This window comes from Hymenobacter latericoloratus, from assembly GCF_014199535.1.
GTDB lineage: Bacteria > Bacteroidota > Bacteroidia > Cytophagales > Hymenobacteraceae > Hymenobacter > Hymenobacter latericoloratus.
In genome coordinates this window covers 693380-712022 of sequence record NZ_JACHNV010000002.1, presented here as the reverse complement: position 1 = coordinate 712022, position 18643 = coordinate 693380, and the positions used below count along the sequence as shown (strand labels likewise).

At 61.6% G+C, this 18643-nt stretch carries 14 protein-coding genes; 5 read left to right on the top strand and 9 right to left on the bottom strand.

The window, feature by feature from the left end:
* Nucleotides 1–130 precede the first annotated feature (130 nt).
* Both GGU46_RS08695 and lysA read left to right on the top strand, forming a co-directional pair.
* Nucleotides 131–1456 carry an aspartate kinase gene (locus GGU46_RS08695; RefSeq protein ID WP_183403139.1) on the top strand — a complete coding sequence of 442 codons (1326 nt, stop codon included), beginning with the start codon at nucleotides 131–133 and terminating at the stop codon, nucleotides 1454–1456.
* A gap of 12 nt (nucleotides 1457–1468) precedes the next feature.
* Nucleotides 1469–2611, top strand: coding sequence for a diaminopimelate decarboxylase (gene lysA / locus GGU46_RS08690; RefSeq protein ID WP_183403138.1), 1143 nt, complete (start codon nucleotides 1469–1471; stop codon nucleotides 2609–2611).
* A gap of 658 nt (nucleotides 2612–3269) precedes the next feature.
* On the opposite strand, the gene GGU46_RS08685 is transcribed toward lysA, so the two are convergent.
* Nucleotides 3270–4922 (bottom strand): ArnT family glycosyltransferase, encoded by a 1653-nt coding sequence (locus tag GGU46_RS08685; protein ID WP_183403137.1) that lies wholly within the window; start codon nucleotides 4920–4922, stop codon nucleotides 3270–3272.
* A 65-nt stretch (nucleotides 4923–4987) separates the two neighbouring features.
* Nucleotides 4988–5182 carry a hypothetical protein gene (locus tag GGU46_RS08680; RefSeq protein ID WP_183403136.1) on the bottom strand — a complete coding sequence of 65 codons (195 nt, stop codon included), beginning with the start codon at nucleotides 5180–5182 and terminating at the stop codon, nucleotides 4988–4990.
* Nucleotides 5183–5262: 80 nt separating this feature from the next.
* Here GGU46_RS08680 and GGU46_RS08675 point away from each other — a divergent pair, with 80 nt between their 5' ends.
* From GGU46_RS08675 to GGU46_RS08665, 3 genes are all read left to right on the top strand, one after another.
* Nucleotides 5263–5865, top strand: coding sequence for a sce7726 family protein (locus GGU46_RS08675; RefSeq protein ID WP_183403135.1), 603 nt, complete (start codon nucleotides 5263–5265; stop codon nucleotides 5863–5865).
* 126 nt (nucleotides 5866–5991) lie between these two features.
* On the top strand, nucleotides 5992–7488 hold the full coding sequence (locus GGU46_RS08670) for an SDR family oxidoreductase (RefSeq protein ID WP_183403134.1): 1497 nt from the start codon (nucleotides 5992–5994) through the stop codon (nucleotides 7486–7488).
* A 536-nt stretch (nucleotides 7489–8024) separates the two neighbouring features.
* On the top strand, nucleotides 8025–9848 hold the full coding sequence (locus tag GGU46_RS08665; RefSeq protein ID WP_183403133.1) for a prolipoprotein diacylglyceryl transferase family protein: 1824 nt from the start codon (nucleotides 8025–8027) through the stop codon (nucleotides 9846–9848).
* A gap of 12 nt (nucleotides 9849–9860) precedes the next feature.
* Here the strand turns inward: GGU46_RS08665 and GGU46_RS08660 are convergent, their stop codons facing one another.
* The 7 genes from GGU46_RS08660 to GGU46_RS08630 form a co-directional block, all read right to left on the bottom strand.
* Entirely contained in the window at nucleotides 9861–11834 is a 1974-nt protein-coding gene (locus GGU46_RS08660; protein ID WP_183403132.1) for an alpha/beta hydrolase family protein, read from the bottom strand.
* 84 nt (nucleotides 11835–11918) lie between these two features.
* Nucleotides 11919–13460: an aldehyde dehydrogenase family protein gene (locus GGU46_RS08655; protein ID WP_183403131.1), complete on the bottom strand. Its 1542-nt coding sequence runs from the start codon at nucleotides 13458–13460 to the stop codon at nucleotides 11919–11921.
* A gap of 124 nt (nucleotides 13461–13584) precedes the next feature.
* Nucleotides 13585–14625 carry a class 1 fructose-bisphosphatase gene (gene fbp, locus GGU46_RS08650; RefSeq protein ID WP_183403130.1) on the bottom strand — a complete coding sequence of 347 codons (1041 nt, stop codon included), beginning with the start codon at nucleotides 14623–14625 and terminating at the stop codon, nucleotides 13585–13587.
* 311 nt (nucleotides 14626–14936) lie between these two features.
* Complete coding sequence (locus GGU46_RS08645) at nucleotides 14937–15410, bottom strand: nuclear transport factor 2 family protein (protein WP_246398835.1); 474 nt, start codon at nucleotides 15408–15410, stop codon at nucleotides 14937–14939.
* Between the two features lie 19 nt (nucleotides 15411–15429).
* Nucleotides 15430–16797: an MFS transporter gene (locus GGU46_RS08640; protein ID WP_183403129.1), complete on the bottom strand. Its 1368-nt coding sequence runs from the start codon at nucleotides 16795–16797 to the stop codon at nucleotides 15430–15432.
* 74 nt (nucleotides 16798–16871) lie between these two features.
* Nucleotides 16872–17528, bottom strand: coding sequence for a beta/alpha barrel domain-containing protein (locus tag GGU46_RS08635; RefSeq protein ID WP_183403128.1), 657 nt, complete (start codon nucleotides 17526–17528; stop codon nucleotides 16872–16874).
* Nucleotides 17529–17590: 62 nt separating this feature from the next.
* Nucleotides 17591–18601, bottom strand: a complete 1011-nt coding sequence (locus GGU46_RS08630; protein WP_183403127.1) for a sugar kinase — start codon at nucleotides 18599–18601, stop codon at nucleotides 17591–17593.
* Between the last annotated feature and the right edge of the window lie 42 nt (nucleotides 18602–18643).

Sequence of the window (18643 nt, the reverse complement as noted above, 5' to 3'; positions counted from 1 at the left end):
GTACCTACCTACCACTGAACCTTCAAGCGCCGGTCCTCCCAGGATCGGCGCTTTTTTTTCCTCTTTTCATTTCCGGCTCGCAACCTGCCGGAGTTTTCTGCGCCACTTATCTCCTGTTTTTTCCCTGTTTATGAAAGTTCTCAAGTTTGGCGGCACGTCCGTAGGGTCGGCGCAGCGGATGCGCGAAGTAGCCGAGTTGATTCATGCCCCGCACCTGCAGCGCCGCATCGTGGTGCTTTCGGCCATGAGCGGCACCACCAACGCCCTGGTTGAAATTGCTACCCTGCTCTACGCCGCCGATGCCACCGCTGCTACCGCCCGCCTGGAGGCCCTGCGCCAGCGCTACCATGAGGTAGCCCGCGAGCTACTACCCGGCGCAGGCCTGGCCGAATCAGCCATTGAAACCCTGAATCAGCATTTCGACGCGGTGTTGGCCCTGACTTCAGCTCCACTTTCTGCCGATGGGGAACGGGTGATTCTGGCCCAGGGCGAGCTGTTGAGCACGTTGCTGGTGCACCGCTACGTAACTCAGGTGCTGGGCCGCCCGGCCGTGCTGCTGCCCGCTCTGAATTTTATGCGCCTGGATGTAGATGAGGAGCCCGATGCGGCCTACATTCGGGAGCACCTAGCCGCTACCCTCGCGCCCTACGCCAACCAGCAGCTGTTTATCACGCAAGGCTACATCTGCCGCAGCGCCCAGGGCCACATCGATAACCTCAAGCGCGGCGGCTCCGACTACTCGGCTTCCCTGATCGGGGCGGCCGTGGAGGCCGAGGAAATCCAGATCTGGACCGACATCGACGGCCTGCACAACAACGACCCGCGCATCGTGCAGGGCACCTACCCCATCCGGGAGCTGTCGTTTGATGAAGCGGCGGAGCTGGCCTACTTCGGAGCGAAGATTCTGCACCCCAGCTCGGTGCTGCCCGCCCGCCAGCACGGCATTCCAGTTCGCCTGCTCAATACCATGCAGCCCGAGGCCCCCGGCACCCTCATTTCGGCCAAAACGGGCTCCGAGGCTATTAAGGCAGTAGCGGCCAAGGATGGCATTACGGCCATCAACGTGAAGTCGAGCCGGATGCTGCTGGCCCACGGCTTCCTGCGCAGCCTGTTCGAGATTTTTGAGCGCTACCGCACCTCCATCGACATGATTACGACCTCGGAAGTGGCCGTTTCCTTGACCATTGACGACGCTACCCGCCTACCCCAGATTCTGGAAGAGCTGCGCCGCTTCGGCACCGTAGAAGTTGATGAAAATCAGACGATTATCTGCTTGGTAGGCAGCCTGGGGCAGGACGCGCATGGGGCGGCCAACCAAGCCTTTGCCGCCCTGCGCGACATTCCGATGCGCATGATCAGCTACGGCGGCTCACCGAACAACATCAGCATTCTGGTGCATAACAACCACAAAGTAAGCGCTCTGCAGGCCCTGAACGCCGGGCTGTTTCAGCGGTAATTCTCTATTTCGATGGCTTTTCAACTTCCGGCGGAGCTTACCCAGCAGCCTACCCCCTTTTATTACTACGACCTTCAGTTGCTCGACCAGACATTGGCGGCACTTACAGCGGCCGCCAGGCCAGGCAATTTCCAGGTGCACTACGCCCTGAAGGCCAACTCCAACCTGCCTATTCTGCAGCGCATTCAGCAGGCAGGCTTCGGGGCCGACTGCGTGAGCGGCGGCGAGGTGCAGCGCGCCCTCGATGCGGGCTTCTCCCCCGACCATGTGGTGTTTGCGGGGGTAGGAAAATCGGACGCGGAAATCAACCGGGCCCTGGCCGCCGATATTTTCTGCTTTAACGCCGAATCGGTGCCGGAGCTACAGGTGCTCAACGAGCTGGCCGGCGCCCAGGGCCGCACGGCGCGGGTGGCCCTGCGCATCAACCCCAACGTGGACGCCCACACCCACGCCTACATCACCACCGGCCTCGACGCCAACAAGTTCGGCATCAACCTGGCCGATCTGGCAGGGGTAGTCGAGGGCCTGGACAACCTCCCCAATGTGGAGCTAATTGGCCTGCACGCCCACATCGGCTCCCAGATTACCGAGCTGTCGGCGTTTGCCAACCTGAGCCGCAAGCTCAACGAGCTGCAAACCTGGCTGGAAGACCGGGGCCACCGCCTCCCTCACCTCAACGTGGGCGGCGGCCTGGGCATCGACTACCACCAGCCCGACCAAAACCCCATTCCGGACTTCGCGGCCTACTTCGGCATGTTTGAGCAGCACCTGCAGCGGCGGCCGGGCCAGCAGGTGCACGTGGAGCTGGGCCGGGCCGTGGTGGCCCAGTGCGGCACCCTTGTAAGCCGGGTGCTCTACGTGAAAGAAAGCCAGCAAACCCGCTTTGCCATCCTCGACGCGGGCATGACGGAGCTGATCCGCCCGGCCCTCTACGGCAGCTACCACCTCATCCAGAACCTGACCAGCCAGCGCCCGGAGCTAACCTACGATATTGTGGGTCCCATCTGCGAGTCGTCGGATACGTTTGGTAAGGCCATTACCCTGCCCGAAACCCAGCGCGGCGACCTGGTGGCGATCCGCTCGGCCGGGGCTTACGGGGAGGTGATGTCGTCGGCCTACAACCTGCGCGAGAAAGCCGAAGCCGTTTACCGGTAGTCATTTTCAAGGTTTGGGCTTACTTGCCGGGTAGTATTTTTCGCCCGTCGGGTGAAAGTTGATTCTGGCCGGGTAGAACTAGGCGTTGACCAAAACTTTCAGCAAGCTGCATACGGGCCTTGCTACCTTTGACTCAATAACAAACGGCGCACGAAGGGTTTATGGAAAGGAAGGCCCTCCGCGTGGTGTGTTGCAGCTGGTGAAAGGAGTAGGGTGGATATATAGAATAGCCAGCTGCAGCCCCGTAGATAAAAAGCCGCTACCTCTGGTAGCGGCTTTTCTGTTTTCAGGGGGTAGGAAACGTGGCCTAAGTCTGCCGCCAGCCTTCCTAACAACTGGCGGGCAGACGCCTGGCCTCCGGCCAGAAGTCTGCCCGCCGGCCAATGGGGCAAGTCTCCCGACTTGCGGCCGCCGACGGCGGCCAGCTGGCGCCTGGGGCATTAGGTGGCTTCCTGGTGTTAATGCAGCGCTTGATTATAAGCCTGTTCAATGACAATCATGCAGGCCTTTGGCTTTGAGGAGCGGGTAGGAGTATGCAGATGGCGCAGACGAATCTAACGCCAGCTGGCCGCCGTTGGCGGCCGCAAGTCGGGAGACTTGCCCCATTGGCCGGCGGGCAGACTTCTGGCCGGAGGCCAGGCGTCTGCCGCCAGTCTTCCTACCACAGCACCGTCCACTTGCCCAGCTTTTCCTGCTGGGTGAAGTAGCGCCGCATCCACTGGCGCTCGGGTTTCAGCTCGCCTTTCACCAGGAGCACGGGGTGTTGCAGCAGTAAGGCGCCCAGAGCCGGCTCCTGCTGGGGGTCCTGAAGGTAGAGCAGGTAGCGCTGCCAGCTAGTGCCGGCCTCAAACTGGGTTTCGCGGTTGAGGTTGTGGTTGCCATCATTCAGAAATACGGGCAACTGGCCCAGCTCGAAGGCCAGGGACGGCAGCAGCTGGTCGTACACCAGCACCTGGCGGTTGGTCAGCTGCTTATCCCGCAGGAATTGGGCCAGGGGGCGACTCCCGTTGAAGGCCAGCTCGTTCTGCTGCAGAATGGGCTTGGCCGCGAGCAGCAGAAACACCGTGAACAAAGTGGTGGCCACCAGCAGGCGCGGGGCAATGCGCACCTGATTCCAGAGCGTGAGGGTGAGCACCAGCGTAATAATGCCCGCCGCGGGCCAGATGGCGGTGAGCGGCTTCACCTCAAAACCCAGCTGAACTACCGTGGTCAGAATGGGCAGAAAGCATAGCGCCCCCAGCAGAAACCCGTAGAACGCCACGATGCCCACGTACCAGCGGTGCAGGGCGGCTTCGGTGCAGCGGCCCAGGTAGTACACCGTCAGGAGCACTACCCCCGGGAAGACGGGCAGCACGTAGAGCAGCAGCTTGGACTTGGACAGGGAGAAAAACAGCAGCGGCACCAGCACCCAGAAGATGAGCACGTTGCGCCACTGTTGCGGCACCGTATTCCAGGGGGTGCGCACGGCCCTGACTACCAATGCCACTGCCCATGGCAGGCTGGTAGCGGGGGCCAGCACCAGGTAAAACCACCAGGGCTTGCTGCGGTTGAAGGTGGCCGCGTTGGCAAAGCGCTCCACGGTGTGCTCGAACAGGAAGTAGCGCAGGAACGCCGGGTTTTCGGCCATCAGGTACAGATACCAGCTCAGCCCTACCCCCACAAACAGCGCAAACCCCAGGGCATGATGCACCGTGAAGGGGCGCTTAACTTGGCCTTGTTTTACGTAGAAGCCAATAACAACCATCAGCGGCAGCACGAAGCCTACCGGGCCTTTGGTGAGGAAAGCCAGCCCCAGCCCGAGCCAAAACAGGTACAGCCACCGCGCCCCGCCACCGTGGTAGTAGCGCAGAATACCGTAGGCGGCGGCCAGCTCCAGGGTAGCCAGGTAGGCATCGGTGGTCACGTTGAGGGCCGAAATGAGCACCACGGGCAGGGTGCCGTAGATGACGGCGGCAGCCAGGGCGCGGGCGCGGTCCTGCCGGAACAGCAGCAGCCCCAGCCCATACATCAGCCCCACCTGCAGCAGCACGGCCAGCACCGGCAGCAGGCGCACGCCCACCGTATTCTCGCCGAACAACCCCAGCCCCGCCGCGGTAAGCCAATAAGTGAGGGGCGGCTTGTGGAAGTGCTGAATGCCCAGCAGGCGCGGGTGCAGCCAGTCCTGGCCCGTCAGCATTTCCCGCCCTATTTCGGAGTAGCGGGCCTCGCTGCTTTCCAACGGTCCCCAGCTGCCCAGCTGCCACAGAAAAGCGCCGCCCAATACCAGAAGAAAAAGCCAGAGCCAGCGGCGGGAAGTCATCGGAAAAGGCATGGGAGCAGCGAATAAAGGGCGGCGAAAGCCGCAAAGGTAGCCAGAAAGCCGGGCCGCTGCTGCCCTTACTCGCCCGAGGAAGCGGCCGGCGGCGGCGGCTCCGGCGAAGGCGGCTCTACGCGCTTCAGGCCCATAGCCATAAACAGCAGCCCCAGGATGAGGAAGGTGGTCTGGCGCTTACCAAACAGCCCGATGAGCACCCACACCAGGCCCGCATAGAAAATGGGAGCCAGCTGATAACGACCAAACAGCGTGTTCATTCCTCAAAGTACAGAACGGGTAGCACGTTTAACCTATTCCGCCGAACTTTGCGGGCGCTGCTGCGGCTACCTGTTTTTCCATGAACGACCCCGAAATCCGTGCTTTGCTGTATCCCCTGCTCCAGGGCGGCGTGTACGTAGATGAGCTGCCCACCGGTACTACCCGCGCCGATGTGGTGCACATTACGGAGCAGTTTATGCACGGCTACGAGCTGAAAGGCGACGGCGACACCCTGCAGCGGGTAGCCAGGCAGCTGCCCTGCTACGGCCAGGCCTACGATTTTGTCACCTTCGTCGTCACGGAAAAGCACTTGCCCAAGCTCCTGCCTCAGCTGCCGGAGTGGGTAGGCGTGCTGGTCGCTTCGGCGGCGGGGCTGCACCCGCACCGCCCGGCCCTGTACAACGCCACCGTGGAGCGCCCGGCGGTGGCGGCCCTGCTACGGCTAGAGGAAATCAAGCAGTTTTTGCTGGCCCAGGGGCTGGTGGGCGTGAGCACCTACCGCCGCCGCGACGTGCTGAATTTTCTGCGCACCACGCAGCTGGTCACGCTGTCGGCCCTGGCCCACCACGTCCGGCGCCAGCTCATGGGCCGGATGGAGGAGCGCCTGGCCTTCCGGGCCGAGCGCAAAGCCGAGCGGGAACGGGTGGCGGCCCGCCGCCGGAAGCGCCCCAGGCGGAAGTAAGTTACTCCTTTGAGCGGGGCGAGAAACCCAGATTCCTTGCTTTCCTCGGAACGACAGGCGTCAGCTCGACAACTTCCTGTTACACAAAGTAGTTAGACGAGTACACCCACCGTCTTTGCTGCTGCCATGACCATTCTGCTTACCGGGGCCAATGGCTACATTGGCCAGCGCCTGCTGCCGCTGCTAGTGGAAGCGGGTCACCACGTTATCTGTGTGGTACGCGACGCCCGCCGCTACGAGCTGCCGGAGCGCCTGCGTGCCCACGTTACGGTAGCCCAGGCCGACTTGCTGAAACCCGATTCGCTGGCCGAGCTGCCCCCCGACATTGAGGCAGCTTATTACCTGGTGCATTCCATGAGTGGGCATAACAAAGACTTTTTCCGGCTGGAGCAGGAGTCGGCCCGGAACTTTGCCGCCTATCTCAACCGCAGCAGCTGCCGGCAGATCATTTACCTTTCCGGCATTGCCAACGACCGGGCCCTGAGCGTGCACCTTCGCTCCCGCAAAGCCGTGGAAAAAGAGCTGCGCCAGGCTGAAAAAGCCGCCCTCACCGTACTGCGGGCCAGCATCATTATCGGCTCGGGCTCGGCTTCGTTTGAGATTATCCGGGATTTGGTGGACAAGCTGCCCATGATGGTGACGCCGCGCTGGCTGAACTCGCGCTGCCAGCCCATCGGCATCCGCGACGTGATGCACTACCTGCAGGCCGTGCTCGATAACCCCGCTTGCCTGGGCCAGTCGTTTGATATCGGCGGACCCGACGTGCTGACCTACCGGCAGATGCTGCTGGGCCTGGCCGAAGTGCGCGGGCTGCGGCGCTACATCGTTACGGTGCCGGTGCTCACGCCCCGGCTGTCCTCGTGGTGGCTGTACCTGGTTACCAGCACTACCTTCTCCCTGGCCCAAAGCCTGGTGGAAAGCCTGCGCAACGATACCATCGTCAATCCGCGCCGCAGCATTGGCGCGGTAGTGCCGCACGCCTGCATGAGCTACCGGGCCGCCGTGGAGCTGGCCTTCCAGCGCATCGAGCAAAACGAGGTGGTTAGCAGCTGGAGCGATGCGCTAAGCAGCGGCGTGATGCCCCAGGGCTACATGGACCACATTCAGATTCCGCAGCACGGCTTGCTGCAAGACCGCCAGACGCTGCGCTTTACGCGCCCGCCCCAGGAGGTGCTGCGCAACGTGTGGGCCATTGGGGGCGAGCGGGGCTGGTACAAGGTTGACTGGCTTTGGCGCGTGCGGGGGCTGCTGGATAAGCTGGTAGGCGGCGTAGGGTTGCGCCGGGGCAGGCGCTCCGCCACCAAGCTGCGGGCCGGCGACCCGCTCGACTTCTGGCGCGTGCTCGTAGCCGATAAAGCCAGCCGCCGCCTGCTGCTCTACGCCGAAATGAAACTTCCCGGCGAAGCCTGGCTGCAGTTCCGCATTCTGGACAACCCCGATGGGTCGCACACCCTGGAGCAGCTGGCCGCATTCCGGCCCCACGGCCTGGCCGGGCGCCTGTACTGGTACTCGCTGGTGCCGTTTCACTTCGTCATTTTCAAGGGCATGATTGAGAACATTGTGCAGTACGGGGCCACCGTGCCCCTACCCCTTTCCTCAGCCCCAACCCCCGCGCCGGGCTAACGGCACAGGGAGCCAGATAACACTGGCGCTAAGCCCCGCTCTTTTATTCAGGTACCGAAGTTGAAAACTCCACCTGCTGCTACTTGCCCTGGTAGCATCCGGAGCGCGTTCGTGTGGGCAGGCTATGTGTCACCGTGGCCTACCCAGAGAAATAAGCTGGATTCACTTAAACCCGGAAGCTGCGGCTAGTAGCACTTGTGCCGTTGAAGAAGCCTTTATACCGGCCCGGAAAGTCCTTTCTATATATAATTATCTATTTATATATCAACTACATACGAGCCGCATATTTTCCCTGATAAGTCTGGCGTAGCCAAATCCTCGTTGGCGAATCGGTTACGAAGGCGCCTACCTTCCGTTCGTTATCCACCACCTTATTCCTCCGTGACGAGCTTTCGGGCTCCCCCCTTACCGGCCGGTTTTTATTGCTGCATCCCAGCCGCCGCCTTTGCCTCGTTCCGGGGGTGGGGCGGCGGTTTTTAGTTAAGATTAATTCACGCACCAAGCACCTGATTTTTCTCCGTCTTATTCTGCCGACTATGCTTCCGTCCGCTGTTGTCGCCGTTCCGCACGGTTCTGGTTATTACGCGCTGTTCTACGTGCTGGGCTTCGGGGTGAACCTGGCCTTGCTGCTGTGGGAGGGCCGGCAGCGCGGCTACCCCCTCCGCTCCTGGCTGCTGCTGCTGGCTTGCGTGGCCGTGCCGTTTATTCTGGGCACCAAGCTGCTGGCCTTGTCGGGCCCGGAATGGGAAGTACTGATGCGCAGCGGGGAGCTGCCGGCTTCGGAAGCCCGCTCGGTGCTGGGCGGGGCGCTGGCCTCGGGCATGGCGCTGCCGCTGCTGCGGCGGGCCTTCGGCTACGGCCGCCATGTGTACGATGCCTTTGCCCTCCCGCTGTGCGCGGCCCTGGTGGTGCAGTGCGTGGGCTGCGTGCTGACGGGTTGCTGCTTTGGAGTACCCACGGCGGGCAGTTGGGGCCTCACCTACGGTCCCGGCACCCTGCCCTACCTCGTGCAGGTGTACCAAGGATTGATTCCGGCCGGAGCGCCGGCTTCGCTTCCTACCCACCCTACCCAGCTGTATGCCTTGGTGCTGTGCGCGGGGGTAGGCGCGGTGCTGCTGCTCACGCGCCACCGGGTGTGGCCGGGCGGCAGCCGCCGCTGGCTGCAGGTAGGGCTGCTGCTGGCCGGGCGCTTTGTGCTGGAGTTCTGGCGCGACCCGGCCAGTGAGCCGGTGGGCGCCGCCGCCCACACCCACGCCGGCCTGACGATGCTGCAGCTGCAATGGGCTTTGCTGATGATGGCTCCGGTTGCGCTGGGCAGCTGGTGGTGGCAGGTGCGGCAGGCAGGCCGGACTACTCCCGCGCCGGAACCAACGCCGGTTAATCTTTCGGGCCGAAACCTGCTGGCTGTTGGGGGCCTGTTGCTGCTCACGGCCTGGGTAGGCCCGTGGGCGCTGAGCCTACCGGAGGTACTGGTGGTGAAGGCCTTGCTGCTGGCCGTACTGGCGCTGGAAGCCGGCGCCTACCTGCGAAGTGTGGCCTCCACGGCCCGACCCGTGCGGGCGGCCCTACCCCTCGGGCTGGCCAGTACCGTATTCGTGCTGACCAGCCAGGTTTCGCCCGATTCAACTTTGCCGGCTGCCACTCCCGAAAAGTATTACACGCTCAGCGGCAGCTTCAGCTCGGGCCGTTTTCTGCGGGAACAGAACACCGAAGGCGGCTGCGGGGGTAGTACGCCCCTGGAACTGTACCGCCACCGCTACGCCACCGGCACCCTCGACTTTTCCCGCACCAAAATGCCCGGTACGAACGTTGATGGCGACGTGCATATGGCCGAAAGAACCGTGGGCGTACGCCTGCACGTGGGCGGCGACCAGGAAACGCCCTTGGGCGCGGGCCTTTACCGCCGCCGCACCACGCTGTTCGCCCTCAACCCCTACGTGCAGCTCGACCGCCCGTGGGTAGGCGTGGGCCTGGGCCTGATGGTCGGCAACCTGGGCTACCACCGCTACCTATCCGGAGATGGGGTCAGTGTATTTGATATGCAGGCCTCAGTGCGGGTGGGGCAGCGCGAGCAAGTGTACGCCCTAGCCGACTACAACTACCTCAACTACGGCCCGGGCAACCCGCAGCAGCGCTTTGGTATCGGCACGGGGCTGGGCGGCTCCAAATGGCAGCTACTGGCTGGCGCGGCCAGCAGCAAAGGCTACGATGTGCAGGAGGGAGCCAGTCGGTGGTCGGGCTTTGCGGAGGTGGGTTTCCGCCCTACCCCGGCCTGGCAGGTCAACTCGTTTGCCCTTTTCGGTAACTCCAACCAGCGGCAGGTAGGCTTGCGGCTCAGTCGCCGCCTGAGTGCCCGCTAGTTTTTCAGGGGCTTACTTTCCCAGGAGCCGCGGCCCCAGGGCCTGCCGAAGTTGCGGTAAATCGTAGCGGCGCAGCACGCCCGGCAGCACCCAGGAGTAGGTGTCTTTGCGGGTAGGCTCCCGCAGCATTTCCTGGAAAGAAGCCGGCGCTTGCAGCATTTCCAGCCGGCTGATGCGTTCCGTAAGCACGGCGGCGTGCAGGGCCGCTATGCCTACCAAGCCTGTAGCGCGTACCCCTGTTGGCCGGCCTTGCAGCCCGGCCGTACCTCCTACCCAGTCCAGCACCGTCAGAATATCAGTGACGCGCTGGCTCAGCAACGGGCGCCCGAGGTGGAGGCTGAGCAGGGCCAGGCGGTACTCGCGGTTGTAGTATTTGGGGTCGTTGAAGGCGGCGGGGTCGGTGGTTTCGCCCAGGCCACGCAGGTCGGGCAGCACCACGGCGGTTTGCTGCCGGAGGTGGCGTTGGATGAGGGCAGTGCTATCGGCAAGCGTGTTTTTGCCGCCATCGGCTAGCATTATAACCACTCTCTGCGGAGCAGTACCGGCGGCCGGTAGCGCCAACAGCAAGGGTAGCGGGGGTTCCCCGGCGCGGCGCAGTAGCAGTTTCTGCCAGGTTATTCCTTTTATGGTCGTTTCTTCCTTTACCTCTGCCACAGTAGGTGAGGTAGGCGCTAGCTGCAGTTGCTGCTGCACCTGAGCCCGGAGCTGTTCCGCGGTAAGTGAAGCGCGTGCCTGACCTAGCTTTTTGGCTTCTTCAGCGTAGATCTGGGTTAAGGTTACTTCCTGCCGAAAAGCTGTGTTTACCTGCCCGGTGGCCGTGCACCACAGCTCTTTTTCGGGGAGCACAGCCAGGTTTAACTCCCGCACGGGGGTAGCATCCTGCAGAAAGAACCTTCGAAACCAGGTAACGGCGGCTTCACGCTTAGGCTGGGAGATGCCGTGCCCATCATCGTAGGTGAACATGCCTACCTGCTCGGGCTGGCCGAGCAGACGGTAAGCCTGCTGCAGTTCCCGGTGGGTTGCCTCCATGCTGGGGTAGTCCACGAAATCGTAGCGGCCTGCGAGCAACAGCAGGGGCTTGGGGGCGAAGATGAGCGGATACTCTGTCAGGTCGAGGCCGGCCGCCCCGGCGCCGGGCAGCATTACGCAGCCATCAGCGGGGCCGGTCAGCTCCAGGTTTCGCTCGCCGGCAGCCACGTAGCTGCACAGGGCCGCTACCTTCACCCGGTCGTCAAACCCCAAGAAATACGCCGTTTGGGTGGCTCCGCCGGAGTTGCCGAGGCAGCCGATTCGTTCAGCATCCACTTCACGGCGGGTAAGGAGGTAGTCGAGGCCGCGCACGTTGTCCCAGAGCTGAGCCGCCGGCACCGTGCGGCCCAGCAGCGCCGCCTGGGCGTTGAGCAAGGTGTGCTCCGTCGTACCTCCTCGCGTCAAAGGCTTGCCCGCGGCATCAGTCAGCTGCATTCTTTCGCCCTGAGAAATAGGGTCGATAACCAGCACCACAAAGCCATTTTGCGCAAACAGAATAGCCGTTTTTTGGTACGATTCTGTGGCTTTCGATTCCTGCTCATGCCCGCAGAACAGCAGCACCGCCGGCCGCTTGCCTTTCCCATCCGGCACGTACAGGTTGGCCGTTACGTGGTGGCCCGGCGTGCTTTCGTAGATAACTTTTTCAATCCGAAACCCGGTCCGCGCCAGCGTGCCCGTCACCCTGGCCTTGAGAGGCGTGCGCGCCGGCAACGGCCCCAGCACCCGTCGAAACCGCGCCCGTACGCTGTCCTGATACGCCCGCATCTGCTCCGCCGACTGCGTGGCCTGGCTCCAAGCCGCGCGGCGCTGGTTGTACTGCCCGTGCATCTGCTGCAGCAGGTAGGTGCTGAGCGTGGCCGGCGCTTTCCAATCGATGACGTTGTAGGCCTTTTGCGCGGTAGCGGGGGTAGGCAGCAGCAGGCTGAGGGCTGCTAGTAGAATAAAAACGGATTTCATAGAAAAGCAGAAAAAACAAGCCCTTCCTACGGAGCAGAAAGGGCCTGTCAAGCGTGAAAAGCTGCCGCTGTAACGGCAGGCTAGTTAGATTTTCTCCGGCAGCAGCAGCGCGTCCTGGAAGTTGCCCAAAATGGCTTTGTCGCCTTCCGTCACGGCTTCTACCAGCAGGGCGCCGCCTACAAACGCGCCCTTCCACGACTCGCCCATCCCGCCGAATACCTCTTCCCGGTCGCCGCGGGAGCGGAGCTTATTCAGGCCTACTTTGAAGGCGCGCACTTCCTTGGCCGTGCGGGCGGCCCACTTTTCGTCGTCGGAGGCCACGGCGGCTACCAGGGCCCCGTTGGAAATGTTCATCTCGCCTACCAGTTCTTCTACCCTATCCACCAGCACAATGCTGTCGATGGGGCCAAAGGGCTCCTTGAAGTACAGCTCGCTCTGGCGCGGCAGGTTCACCAGGGCCCGCGGGGCGCGGTAAGCCGAGCGGTCCTGGCCGGGCAGGAACAGGCTGTTGTCAAGCTTGCCTTCGTAGATAGGGGTAGCGCCGGTTTTCAGCGCGTCGGCGTAGAGACGGTCGAGGTCCTCGGCCTGGCGGGCGTTGATGACGGGACCGAAAGCCAGGTCGGGCAGCTTATCATCGGCGGTATCTACCAGGGTAGGGTTACCCACTTTCAGGTCTTTGATGGTATTCCAGTAGGTTTCCAGGAACTGCGGGAACAGGCGGCGCTCCACCACGAAGCGCACGTAGGCCGTGCAGCGTTGCTTGCCGTAGTCGTAGCCTTTCTTGAGCTGATCGGCGAGGCTGGTCCAGTCGGAGTAGTTCCAGATGCCGTAGGTGTTCACGCCTTCCATTTCCAGCATGTAGCGCTTGTGCTCCTGGCTGAGGGCGTCGGCGATGTTGCGGCCGTTGTAGCGCCCGCCCACAAAGCTCAGGCAGTCCACGGCTTCGTGCTTTACCAGCACGTCGCTCAGCTCCCCGCCCGAGCCGCTCACCAGCGTGACAGGCAGGCCGCAGCGGCGGGCAATGGCAAAGGCCAAACTCAGAGAAATAAAACCACCATCGGTAGGCGTTTTGGCAATAACCGAATTGCCGCAGAGCGCCTGCACCAGCACCGCGTGTAGCAGCACCGACATGGGGTAGTTCCAGGAGGCAATGTTGCTTACCAGCCCCAAAGGCTTGCGCTGGCCCAGCATGCCTTCAATATTATCTACGTACCACTGCACCCCGTCAATGGCGCGGTCAATGTCGGTAAAGCCCAGCTTGAAGGTTTTGCCGATTTCCCAGATCAGCAGCTTGCCGATGAGGTCTACCTGGGGCCGGAGCTGGTCGAGGCAGTCCTGCACGCGGCGCTTGCGCTCATCCAGGTCGGTAGCGCCCCAGGCGGCGGCTTCCTGCTTGGCCGCTACCACGGCACGTAGGGCGGTGGCGTGGTCGAGCATGGGTAGGGAGCCGATTTCGGAGCCATCCACGGGCGACACAAACGGGCGGGGCTTACCGGGCTCCTGCCAGCGTCCTTCCAATAGGTTCAGAAAGCCGACGCCATCGGGCGCGAAGATTTCGGGGGTTACACTTTTGGTTTGGTTGAGCAGGTAGCCAAACTCTACCTGAGGGGAAACGATTTTAGGCATGGTTGGGGAAAGAGTAGAATGGCGACATACGACAAGCCGGCGTCGCTCACTGGAAAAGCACGGCCCACGGCCGACAAGGTACACGGTGGCAGCCATTTGCCGCCGACCGGGCTAAGTAAGCAGATCAGGCGTGATTTTGTTCTATGGCTTCTTCTTTCGGTGCTACCTCGGTTTCAGTCAACAACCTTTCCACCAAAGCCGGGGACCCCACGAACAGCGGGGTACGCTGGTGAAACTCAGTAGCCACAATATCCAGAATAGGGCCAGTGCCTGACTCGGCGCGGCCGCCGGCCTGCTCAATCAGAAAAGCCAGCGGAAAGGCCTCATACAGCACCCGCAGCTTGCCATTGGGGTTCTTGCCGGTGGGCGGATATAGATAAATGCCGCCCGTGAGCAGGTTGCGGTGATAATCGGCTACCAGGGAACCCACATAGCGCCCGCTCTGCCCTTCGCGCTTGCACTGCATCAGGTAGTCGCGCACGTACTGGGGGTAATCGAACCAATAGCCTTCGTTGCAGCTGAACACTGTGCCGGAGGTAGGAATGGTGATGCTGGGGTGGGAAAGGAAGAATTCGCCCAGGGAGTTTTCGTAGGTGAAGCCCGCTACCCCGTGGCCGGTGGTGTACACCAGCATGGTGCTGGAGCCATACAGAATATAGCCGGCTGCTACCTGCTGCCTCCCGCCCTGCAGAAAGTCCGCGCGCGTGGCCGACTCCCCTACCGGCGTCACGCGCCGGTAGATGCTGAAAATGGTGCCGATGCTGATATTAACGTCGATATTAGAGGAGCCGTCCAGGGGGTCAATGGCCACCACGTACTTGCCCTGGCAGTTGCCGGTGTGAATGATGTCATCTTCTTCTTCCGAGAGCACCGCGCAGGCCTCGCCCCCATTTGTGAGGGCCCGGATAAAGCGAATATTGGCTTCCACATCGAGCTTCTGCTGGGCCTCGCCCTGCACGTTCTGCTGGCCCATGCTGCCAATGATGCTCGTCAGGCCTGCCCGATTTACTTCACGGTTCACGATTTTGCCGGCCAGCGCAATGTCGCGCAGCAGCTGGCTCAGCTCGCCGGTGGCAAAAGGAAACTCTGCCTGTTTCCGCATGATGTAGCGCTCCAGCGTGGTACCAACCGGCTGAGCAATAGTGTTTTCAGTAGAAATATTCATGCGTGGTAGGGGTACAAAAGCTCCCGCAGCCTGCGCCACTGCTTTTCTAGGAAGCCGTCGCGAAGTCTGGTGAGGTAAGCTGAATGAGTTGGGGAAACGACTAGGCCTTACAAGAATACAGGCTTACGTAAGTGCACCGTGGACAAGTATTGTCATGCTGAGCAAAGCCAGAGGCGCAGCCGACGTATCTCTACCTCTGGTTAACATGTGCTACCTGCTCAACGAAGCGGTAGAGATGCTCCGGCCGCGCGTACGCCAGATGAAGCATGACGCGCTGCTATCTGCTTTTGCCTGAGCCCGGCTATGCTGGCTTAGCTTTTGGCTTCGGGCTGTTTCTGGCTTTGCCACAGCACTACCTGCCAGCCCTTTTTGGGGTCCTTGATCTGCACCACCACGTATTTGAGGTGGGCCAGATTGGGGGTTCCATCGGGTTTGGGGGGTAGGGTGATGGTGATGGTGCCGTTGACCACGGCGGCCTTACCATCGTTGTAGGCGCGCACGTTCAGAGCCTCCACATCAATCTTTTCGTACTGGCTTTTGCCGTCGCGGATGCTCTGGATGTACTCCTGCTTGTTGTTTTGCTTGCCGTTGGAATGGGTGTACACCAGGTCCTCGGCGAAGACTTTTTCCAGCACCGTGTAATCCTTCTTCACCTGGGCCTCGAAGCGCTGCCGCTCCAGAGTTTCTACCAGCTTAGCAGCAGCCTGATCGTTCTTGGTTTGGGCAAATGTGAGGGTAGGCAAGGCCAGCCCCAGTAGCATGAATAGCAACTGCAGTTTTTTCATAACTCAGAAAGACAAAAGGTTAGCGCGCCTCCGGGGAGGTAGTATCCAGGTTGATCTGCTTCATGGTGGGGGCCAGCAGATGCATCAGTCCCCAAGCCAGCAGGTAGGCCCCACCGCAAATCCAGAACATGATGAAATAGGCCTTGTCCAGCTGCCCAATGCTTTCATAGTACACGAACATGCGCTTCTGCACCAGCGCCGACAGCACGATGCCGCCCATGCCGCCAGCCATGCCGCCAATACCCGTCACAGAAGCCACCGCCCGCTTCGGGAACATATCCGATACGGTAGTGAAGATGTTGGCGCTCCAGGCCTGGTGGGCGGCCGCCGCAATACCAATTACCAACACGGCCAGCCACATATTAATCTGCCCGAGCTGCTGGGCAAACACAATCGGGAACACGCACAGGGCAATGAGCAGCATGCTAGTTTTGCGGGCCCGGAACGCCGGCATGCCGCGCTTGATGAAGTTGAGCGGAATCCAGCCGCCGCCCACGCTGCCAATACTCGAGAGCATGTACACCATGGCCACGGGCAGGGCAATATCGGTGCCTTTGAGGCCGTACTGCTTGCTCAGGAAGTCGGGCAACCAGAACAGGTAAAACCACCACACGGGGTCGGTTAGGAATTTACCCAGCACGAAGCCCCAGGTTTGGCGGAAAGTCAGCAGCTTAAACCACGATACTTTCGGCTCCGTCTCAATCGAGGCGGCCGCCAGGTCATCTACGTCGCTGTGGATGTAGTCGAACTCGGCTTTCGTAAGCTTGGCGTGGCGGGCCGGCACTTCATAGAGCCAGAACCACAATGCCAGCCAGATAAAGCCAATAGCCCCCGTAATGATAAAAGCCCACTTCCAGCCAATGGTTTCGGCAATGAGGGGCACCGTGAGCGGGGCAATAATAGCTCCCACATTGGAGCCCGAGTTGAAGATACCCGTGGCCAGGGCCCGCTCCTTCTGCGGAAACCACTCGGCGGTAGTCTTGATGGCAGCCGGGAAGTTGCCGGCCTCCGTTACGCCCAGGAAAGCTCGCGCTACACTGAATCCCAACGTAGTAGTCACGAAGGCGTGTCCAATGGCGGCCAGGCTCCACAGAAACGTGGAAAGCGCGTACCCGATTTTGGTACCCAGCTTGTCAATCACGCGGCCTACCCCCAGCATGCCCAAGGAGTACGCCAGCTTAAAGGCTATTTCGATGTTGGCGTAGTCACCGGCATTCCAGTTGAACTCGGTTTCGAGGTAGGGCTTGAGCAGGGAAATTACGGCCCGGTCGAGGTAGTTGACCGTGGTAGCGAAAAACACCAGACCGCAAATGGTCCAGCGGTATTTCCCCATGCCCGACACGGGAGCTGGTGGGGCGGGCGGAGCTTGAGTGGCGGATGGTATCATCGAGTTCAGGGAATTCGGTGGGAGATACTCGGGAAAGGCAGCAGTACGGAAGGCGAAAGCTAGGCCTGGGAGCCTTACTTTTTCAGGGAGTCTACAACGGTCAGCAGCCCGGCAATCTGCCGGCTCAGGGCCTCGGTATCGTCGGCGTTTTTGAAGAGCTGGGAGCCCATGCCCACTACGTTCACGCCGGCCGTAAACCATTCGCGCAGGCTGTCTTCGGTAGGCTCTACCCCTCCGGTTACCATCAAAGGCACCGTGGGCATGGGTCCGCGCAGGCTTTTGATGAAGCCTGGCCCAAGCACGTTGCCGGGGAAGATTTTGACGATGGCCGCGCCGAGCTGGGTAGCCTGGTACACCTCCGAAATGGTCATGGTGCCGGGCAGCCAGGGCGTGTTGTGCTGGCGGCAAACCTCGGCTACTTCCGCCGTGAGGCAGGGCTGCACCACAAAATCGGCACCGGCCTGAATGAAGCGCTCCGCATCGGCAGCGGTGTAAATCGTGCCAATACCGAGTAGCATGTCCGGGCAATTCTGCTGCACGAAGGGCACCAGCTCCTGGAACACATCAAAGGCGTTGGCTCCACGGTTGGTGAACTCAAATACGCGCAACCCGCCAGCGTAGCAGGCCTGCAGAATGTGCTTGGTATACGCTGCGTCGGCGTGGTAGAACACCGGCACTATGGGGTAGCGCAATACGGTTTCCAGGGCAGTGGCAGAGGAGAATCGGGACATGGAAGGAAGGCTGGTTCACTACCCCTCAGCCAGAAGCCAAGGGTAGGAAAGATTCAAGGGAATTACCGGAGCAGGCGGCCCGACGTATTGCCGGCCACAATGTGCTCCACTTCAGCGGCCGTCACCAGGTTGATGTCGCCGTGAATAGTGTGCTTAAGGGCAGACGCGGCCGTGGCAAACGTTAGAGCTTCCTGCAGGGTGGGGTACGTAAGCTGCCCGTAGATGAAGCCTGAAATGAAGGAGTCGCCCCCGCCAATGCGGTCGACTACCGGGTTGATGTCGAAGAACTCGGTTTCGTGGTACTGCCCTCCGCTGAAGGCAATGCCCTTGATCCGCTCGTGGGAGGCGCTTTGAGTTTCGCGGCGGGTAGCAATTACCTGCTGAATCTGGGGGAAGCGCCGGATCAGCTGTTGGCTCATCGACACAAAGCTGTTCTCAGCCCCAGCTTCGGCCTTAATGCCAAACAGGTCTTCGGCGTCGCCTTCGGTGCATACTACCAGGTCGCAGCCGGCCACCAGGTCAGGCATTACATCCTGGGCGCGCTGCCCGTACTTCCACAGGTTGCGGCGGTAGTTCACGTCGGCCGACACGGTGAGGCCCAGCCGCCGGGCGGCCGCAATGGCCTCCTTCGTAGCCTGGGCCGCCGAAGCCGATATGGCGGGCGTGATGCCCGTCCAGTGGAAAAGCTGGGCGTTGCTGAAAATCTCGTCCCAGTCAAACCACTCCGGTTGCAGGTTGGCAAAAGCCGAATCGTACCGGTCGTACACAATGCGGCTGGCCCGCAAGGAAGCGCCTACTTCCAGGAAGTACAGGCCCAGGCGCTGGCCCTGGAACACGCAATGGCTCATGTCCACGCCGTGGTGCTGAAACTGCTGAGCCGCGGCCCGCCCTACGGCGTTATCGGGAAAGCAACCCGCGTGAGCCGCTGGCACGCCTAGGTAAGCCAGAGCCGCCGCCACGTTGGCATCGCCGCCGCCGTAGGTAATTTCCAGCGAGCTGGCCTGCGACAACCGGTAATTCAACGGCGGCGACAACCGCATCATGATTTCACCAAAGGTGACAACTTGCTTCATGGACAAGAGAAGTGAGAAGCTATACTAGCTCCCCTCCTCAGA